The organism is Sulfuricurvum sp., from assembly GCF_023250475.1.
Lineage (GTDB): Bacteria > Campylobacterota > Campylobacteria > Campylobacterales > Sulfurimonadaceae > Sulfuricurvum.
Genome location: NZ_JAHFAQ010000133.1, coordinates 1 through 5,944, shown reverse-complemented (window position 1 = coordinate 5,944; position 5,944 = coordinate 1). Strand labels below are relative to the sequence as shown.

The 5,944-nt window shown below is 45.5% G+C and carries 8 protein-coding genes; 4 read left to right on the top strand and 4 right to left on the bottom strand.

Going from position 1 to position 5,944, the window contains the following annotated elements:
* Both Q0C19_RS10555 and Q0C19_RS10550 read right to left on the bottom strand, forming a co-directional pair.
* Positions 1 to 655: endonuclease/exonuclease/phosphatase family protein (locus tag Q0C19_RS10555; protein WP_295055797.1), on the bottom strand; the 655-nt coding region annotated here is incomplete at its 3' end.
* A 31-nt stretch (positions 656 to 686) separates the two neighbouring features.
* Positions 687 to 2,057 (bottom strand): phospholipase D-like domain-containing protein, encoded by a 1,371-nt coding sequence (locus tag Q0C19_RS10550; RefSeq protein ID WP_295055795.1) that lies wholly within the window; start codon positions 2,055 to 2,057, stop codon positions 687 to 689.
* An 84-nt stretch (positions 2,058 to 2,141) separates the two neighbouring features.
* On the opposite strand from Q0C19_RS10550, the gene Q0C19_RS10545 reads away from it, so the two are divergent.
* Positions 2,142 to 3,056 carry a DUF234 domain-containing protein gene (locus Q0C19_RS10545; protein WP_295055793.1) on the top strand — a complete coding sequence of 305 codons (915 nt, stop codon included), beginning with the start codon at positions 2,142 to 2,144 and terminating at the stop codon, positions 3,054 to 3,056.
* Positions 3,057 to 3,061: 5 nt separating this feature from the next.
* A complete protein-coding gene (locus tag Q0C19_RS10540; RefSeq protein WP_295055791.1) occupies positions 3,062 to 3,898 on the top strand; it encodes a M90 family metallopeptidase in 837 nt (278 codons plus the stop codon).
* A gap of 14 nt (positions 3,899 to 3,912) precedes the next feature.
* Here Q0C19_RS10540 and Q0C19_RS10535 read toward each other — a convergent pair whose 3' ends face one another.
* Positions 3,913 to 4,122, bottom strand: a complete 210-nt coding sequence (locus tag Q0C19_RS10535) for a hypothetical protein (RefSeq protein WP_295055789.1) — start codon at positions 4,120 to 4,122, stop codon at positions 3,913 to 3,915.
* Between the two features lie 184 nt (positions 4,123 to 4,306).
* Here Q0C19_RS10535 and Q0C19_RS10530 point away from each other — a divergent pair, with 184 nt between their 5' ends.
* Together Q0C19_RS10530 and Q0C19_RS10525 are read left to right on the top strand one after the other, a co-directional pair.
* Positions 4,307 to 4,948, top strand: coding sequence for a hypothetical protein (locus Q0C19_RS10530; RefSeq protein WP_295055787.1), 642 nt, complete (start codon positions 4,307 to 4,309; stop codon positions 4,946 to 4,948).
* Between the two features lie 48 nt (positions 4,949 to 4,996).
* The gene (locus tag Q0C19_RS10525; protein WP_295055785.1) at positions 4,997 to 5,275 is read left to right on the top strand and encodes a peptidylprolyl isomerase; all 279 of its coding nucleotides are present in this window, start codon (positions 4,997 to 4,999) and stop codon (positions 5,273 to 5,275) included.
* A 9-nt stretch (positions 5,276 to 5,284) separates the two neighbouring features.
* On the opposite strand, the gene Q0C19_RS10520 is transcribed toward Q0C19_RS10525, so the two are convergent.
* A partial coding sequence (locus tag Q0C19_RS10520) for an SDR family oxidoreductase (protein WP_295055783.1) occupies positions 5,285 to 5,944 on the bottom strand: 660 nt, incomplete at its 5' end.

Below are 5,944 nucleotides of genomic sequence, written 5' to 3'. Positions count from 1 at the left end.
TCTCTACCAATTGCAGCCCGCGATAAAAAATATGATCCAATTTATAGTTCATAAACGATTTTATCAAATGGGTGTGCTCGGTCTCTATACTCTGAAGGTGTAACGCTCCTGCCGATTTCAATACAAAGCCGATACGTGCTCTGTTCCAACTGTTAAAATCCCCTGTCACGATCATAGCTCCACTATGACGACCTATCTTTTCAAAAATAGCTTCGATCTCTTTGTTGTATATTCGGGTTGATCTAAAATTGATTGCATGAAGATTCGCCAGAAGAAGCATCTCACCCCCTGGCAGCGGATAGGTCGAAAAAATCGCGCTTTTACGGGTTTGGATCATACTTTCACGATGGGTGGAGAGAATCGAGGATGTCTCGTGTTCCGGAACTCGAGAGCCGTTTAAAACCCCGTAAATATGGTTAAAAAAACGGATATTCGGAGCCAATGAAAAATGAAAGGAATCGAGGACGCAGGGTATAGCGGAATTGAGTTTGACCTCTTGAAGGGCTAAAAGATCAATCGGACAGCGCTCCAGCAGTTCACCAAAAAAGTGCTCAAATCTGCCTCCGAGGTTCTGTTTATGGACATTCCAGCATAAAAGTCCAAACTCAGACGGCAAGAGACTCTCTTCGTCCAATCGCAGGGTATTTCGGATCATACTGAGGGGTTTTATCATGGGACTCGCTTCGCTATAATTGGGGTGAAAAGATACGCATGAAATTCTCCAGAATGACCCTTCTTTTCGACCCTTTTTTTATTCCCGATACCGAATGGCTCATCAAACTTTTGATCCAAACCTCCATCTGAAGAATAACCGGCGTTGAGTAGACGAAACTGACCACTTCGTAGTTAAGAAAAAGGCTCCTATTATCAATGTTTACCGATCCCAGCATCACCGCATAATCATCCAGCAAAACCGCTTTGGTATGCAGCATATTGCCCCGATAAAGCATTACGTCGATACCGTTCTCTTCGGCCTCGCGCATATAACTGCTGCGCGCGATATCGGCGATCCAATGGTTCGATACCTTCGGTGTGATCAATCGGACATCGACCCCTTTGTGTTTGGCAATGACAAGCGCGCTCAAAATCGTTTCGTCGGGGACAAAATAAGGGGTGACGATCCACACCCGCTTCAATGCCGAATGAATTGCGCTTAGCAGCGCCTCATAGAGGGCGTCACTGCTCATATCAGGACCCGAGGGGACGACTTGAACACCGTTATGTTCATAACAAAGAACTTCTCTTTTTACGGCAATCCTCTTTTGGGCGGTTACGTACTCATAATCGGCAAAAAATATCTCTAGGTAAGGAAAAACGGCTTCTCCCTCGAGACGAAAAATCATATCGACCCACCGTTTTTTCAGCGGCTTTGAGCCCAGATAACGCTCTTCGAGATTCATCCCTCCTGTCAGTACGACACGCTCGTCAAAAAGGAAGATTTTACGGTGATTGCGAAGGTTGATATAGTTCTTTAGCGGATGTTTCAGAATCGGCATAAAAAATACCGCTTTCCCTCCCGCTTTTCTCAGTGCCTCGAGAGGATGCTGATAAAAATAGAGGGGATACGATCCCACTCCGTCGATCAACAGTCTCACATCAAGCCCCTCAGCCGCTTTTTGCGTCAATGCGTCCAAAATCATTTTTGTCGTTGTATCGTTTTGTAATATATAGGTGCTGATATAGATCGATTCGCGTGCATTCGTAATCTCGTTTAGCAAAGCCGTATAGGCCTCAACCCCGTCAAAATAGAGCTGAAGGGTGTTGTTCTCGGTAGTTCCCGCGATATCGTGGGCAAAGAGTACCGTTTCTATCGGATTGAGCGTTCCCCTCTCCCTCTGATGATCTTTTTGAAGTTTCAGCGTCCTCTTTTTGCATTTTTGCCGTATCTTCCGGTTGCCGAAAATGAAATAGAATACAAGCGCGGGGAGAGGAAACATGAGAATGGCCATCGACCATGCAAGGACGGTACTGTGGTTTCTTCGCAGATAGAGCATATGCAGCATCGTGATGACCTGCGCTGATACTACCGATACTACATAAATGACAATATAGCTCATCCGCCCTCCGCTGTTTTTCAGGTTAATTATACCGTTCTTCATCCGTAGGATATAATACTGAAAAAGAACTCAAGGCTCCCCTTTATGAATAAACACCCGACACTTCTTCAACAATTTCGATCGTTTTGTTTTCAGAACAATGCTGCCGACATCGAAAAAGCGATTGAGTACTTCGCCGTATTCGGCGGTATGGGGTGGAACGTCGATATGACCAAGCCTCTTGAAGAGCTGATCGAAGAGAAGATTCTGGCAAACTATCGCTACATTCACGCCGATCTGACTAAAATTACCCAGAGCAATAAATCGCACCATGCCCTCCTCTCCGCCGTCGCTTTGGGTGATCGAAGAGAATATTCGGCCTACCGTCGTGCCGATCTTAGCCGCAAAGAGGGGGAAGAATCGGCTGCCTTTTTGATTAAATTCGGTCTTTTGAGCCGTCAAGCCTCTCAAGCCGACCCTATCGATGAGAGCGAAGAGGTAACGGAGCGTCTACTCTTTAGCGCACCATTTTTACGTTTTTGGTTCTCTGCCGTGTCACCCTATTACAAAGGGATCAAAGAGGGAGATTTTAAAGAGATGAAAGAGAAGTGGGAGAATACCAAGCAGAGTTTTTTCGATCAAGTCTACGAAGCTCTTGTAATCGCCCTCGTCAAACAAAGCTTTAAAGAGGACTGGGTCGCCAAGATCGGCTCCTACTGGGACAAAACTAACGAAATTGAAATTTTGGGTAAAACCAAAGGGGGGAAAGTGATCGTAGGATCCTGCAAATACACAAAATCCAAAGCCAATAAAAGCGAACTCACCAAGCTTCAGGAAAAATGTGCAAAGGCGGCACTCACACCCGATATTTTCGTTATCTTCTCCAAAAACGGATTCTCAAGCGAGTTCAAAAAAGAGAAAAGCGATACGCTGAAACTCTTCACCCTCAAAAATCTTAAAACACTGATGGACGACCTGAGCGAAAAAGATCTCCTAGTCAACACGAATAAAAAGTACTGATTCGGATGGAGTATCACGGGGCCCTTCTCCTAATCTTTGCCACTCTTGGCACCCTCTTTTTTGCACTCGTGTTTCTAAACGACTTTCGTCAAAAAAAACAGTTGGAAGAGATCAAAAAGCTCCCGTTTAAAGAGGAATACCACCTCTTTTTAGACAAAATGCCCCATTACCGAAAACTCCTCGAAGAGGATCGACAAAAGATTCAGCGCGCTATCGTCTACTTCATCCACACCAAAAACTTTGTAGGAATCGGCCTGCACGTGAGCGATGAGATGAAAATTATCATCGCTTTTTACGCCTGTTTGCTGCTGATCGGGAAAAATACCCATAACTGTTATGACAATCTCAAAACCATTATCATCTACCCCCACTCGATTATGATCAATCAGGTCCGCTCATCCGGAGGGATATACGCTAAAGAGCAGTTTATGATTGAAGGACAGTCTGCCAATGATACGGTAGTCCTCACATGGCATGAGGCGAAAAAAGAGTCTTACCACATGCGTCACAATAACGTTATTATCCATGAATTTGCCCATGAAATCGATTTTATGGACGGCGTGATCGACGGTATCCCGCCGATCGAGAACTCAAAATACGACGGATGGGTCAAAGTTCTGCACAAAGAGTTTGATCATCTCGCCTCAATCGCTCGAAAAAACCGCGGCTGGGGAAAATACAAACTGCTCGATGCCTATGCCGCGAACAATGAAGCAGAATTCTTCGCCGTCGTCACAGAACGATTTTTTGAATCTCCCGCCGCCTTGAAGCTCCATTTCCCCGAACTTTACGAAGAGTACAAAGATTTTTATCAGATCGATACGGCGGAACTTTTTGGATAAATAGATACTGAGAATTAATAAAAGTCGTATCTTCCGGCTTCAATTTCCACTTTAATGGCATCAAGAGACTCTTGCATAATGGAAAGCAAAATTTTTGCGGCCTCACGATCATCACCTTCAGGGACGTCCCAATCGGTAATCGTCATATTTGCTTTGAACATCAGCCCCATAGCTTTTTGGATCTCTTCTTTTCGATTTTCGAGATCTTTTTGCACAGCGTCCATAATCATCTCCTTGTTGTAATTTTCACACATTGATTATAGTACAAAATTGCCTCCCTTTGGGGAGAACTGCTTAAATTTTAACCCTCTTAAGGCTCGTAAAGCCGTTATAATCGTCGTACTCACTTAAATGAATCGGCTTCGGGAACGGAACTTTTTACTTCGACTGAGAGTAAAAGGATACCCCATGCCGCTCTACCGTCTCGAAATACTGAGCCGTGATGCCTATATCGCCTCCACCGCACTCATCCAAGATAGTGAAAGTATCCGATTTGCCGATCAATCTCTAGCGTGGTGGGATCGCCACTTCAGCTGGAATGCGCAAGGATGCGCCGTACTGTGCGATGAGAAGAATGGGCACCTGTGCTATCTCTTCTCTAAGATCGATCGCTACAGCGAATATCTCACCCTCTATAACCTCTTTACCCCATTAGCAGAACAACGCAAAGGATACGCTACCCTTATCCTTGATCTCATTTTGGCTCAGGCCGTTGAAAAGCATGTTAAACGGATCACCTTCTCTTCCGTCTCGACATCCCTCGATTTTTATGCACTTTTGGGGTTTATCTACTGGGGAGTCAACGATATCGGCGACTATTATTGCAATCTTCCCCTGCCGAAAGATGGGTTGGAGGGGATCTTATTAATGACCCAAAATTGCGATCACAAAATGCTGATCGGCCAGAGTTTAGCCAAAATTTATGCCAAAGTCGATGGAAACGAGTCCCGTCTAACACCCAAACAGCTCCTAATCTACGAAGCGGACATTCTCAAACTCGGAGCAAACTATGCTCATCTAAAACTGAAAAGTTTTAAAGAGTCTCTCTAAAAACGGACTTTTAGAGTAAAATTTCAAAAAAAATCACAAAGGATCATCATGGCATGGGCAACCGCACGTCATATCTTAGTCAGTACCGAAGCAGAGTGTAACGCACTGAAAGCAGAAATCGAAAACGGAACCTCTTTCGCAGAAGCGGCAGCCGATCATTCACAATGTCCATCGGGCCGAAAAGGGGGAGATTTGGGACGATTCAGCCCGGGGCAAATGGTTCCTGAATTTGACAAAGCGGTATTCAACGGCGATGTCGGCGTTTTGTACGGTCCGATCAAGACCCAATTCGGCTATCACCTTTTAGAAGTGACCGCCAGAGGCTAAAATAAAGATTTACGCCCTTTGCAAAATTTTCTTGGCCATATTGGCAAAAATAAGATGATGCAACGGTATAAGGGCGTACCAATAGAGCCGCCCGCTGACACCGTCGGGATAAAAATAGGCACTTTGGATCAAATTCCCCTGATGAATTTTAAACTCAAGCCACGCCGACCCCGGAAGCTTCATTTGCGCGTACAGAAGAAGCCGCTCATCCTCTACGAGATCAACCACTTTCCAAAAATCCAGACTGTCTCCGATTCGTAAAGTCTCAGAATCGCGGCGTCCTCGGTTAATCCCAGCTCCGCCGAGCAGTTTGTCTATCCCTCCGCGTACTTTCCAGAGCCAATCGTATCCGAACCATCCGTTTGATCCGCCGATCGCACAAAAACTTTTAAAGATCGCTCGGGGAGATTTTTCTCCCAGCGGAAGTACACGCCGATCGCTGAAAACAGCCGTTGCGATATCGTGGGCATGATCGATTTCCCATGCTCCCCCGCCACTGTCGCTCCAACGGCTGATAATCTGATGCGTACGTATCTCCTCTATCGCTTTTTCGACCGATGCTTCCAGCGTGATCGGATGGCGGTTAAACAGCTCTGCCGCACGATTATTACTCATCACAACTTCGCTTTTAAGTCCTTCGATAAGGGAACTCGCAACGCTGTACGGTAC

Excerpts from the sequence above, each read along its gene's own strand:
- Q0C19_RS10550 (WP_295055795.1), bottom strand. The coding sequence starts at position 2,057 with ATGAGCTATATTGTCATTTATGTAGTATCGGTAGTATCAGCGCAGGTC.
- Q0C19_RS10530 (WP_295055787.1), top strand. The coding sequence starts at position 4,307 with ATGCCGCTCTACCGTCTCGAAATACTGAGCCGTGATGCCTATATCGCC.
- Q0C19_RS10525 (WP_295055785.1), top strand. The coding sequence starts at position 4,997 with ATGGCATGGGCAACCGCACGTCATATCTTAGTCAGTACCGAAGCAGAG.
- Q0C19_RS10540 (WP_295055791.1), top strand. The coding sequence starts at position 3,062 with ATGGAGTATCACGGGGCCCTTCTCCTAATCTTTGCCACTCTTGGCACC.
- Q0C19_RS10545 (WP_295055793.1), top strand. The coding sequence starts at position 2,142 with ATGAATAAACACCCGACACTTCTTCAACAATTTCGATCGTTTTGTTTT.
- Q0C19_RS10535 (WP_295055789.1), bottom strand. The coding sequence starts at position 4,122 with ATGGACGCTGTGCAAAAAGATCTCGAAAATCGAAAAGAAGAGATCCAA.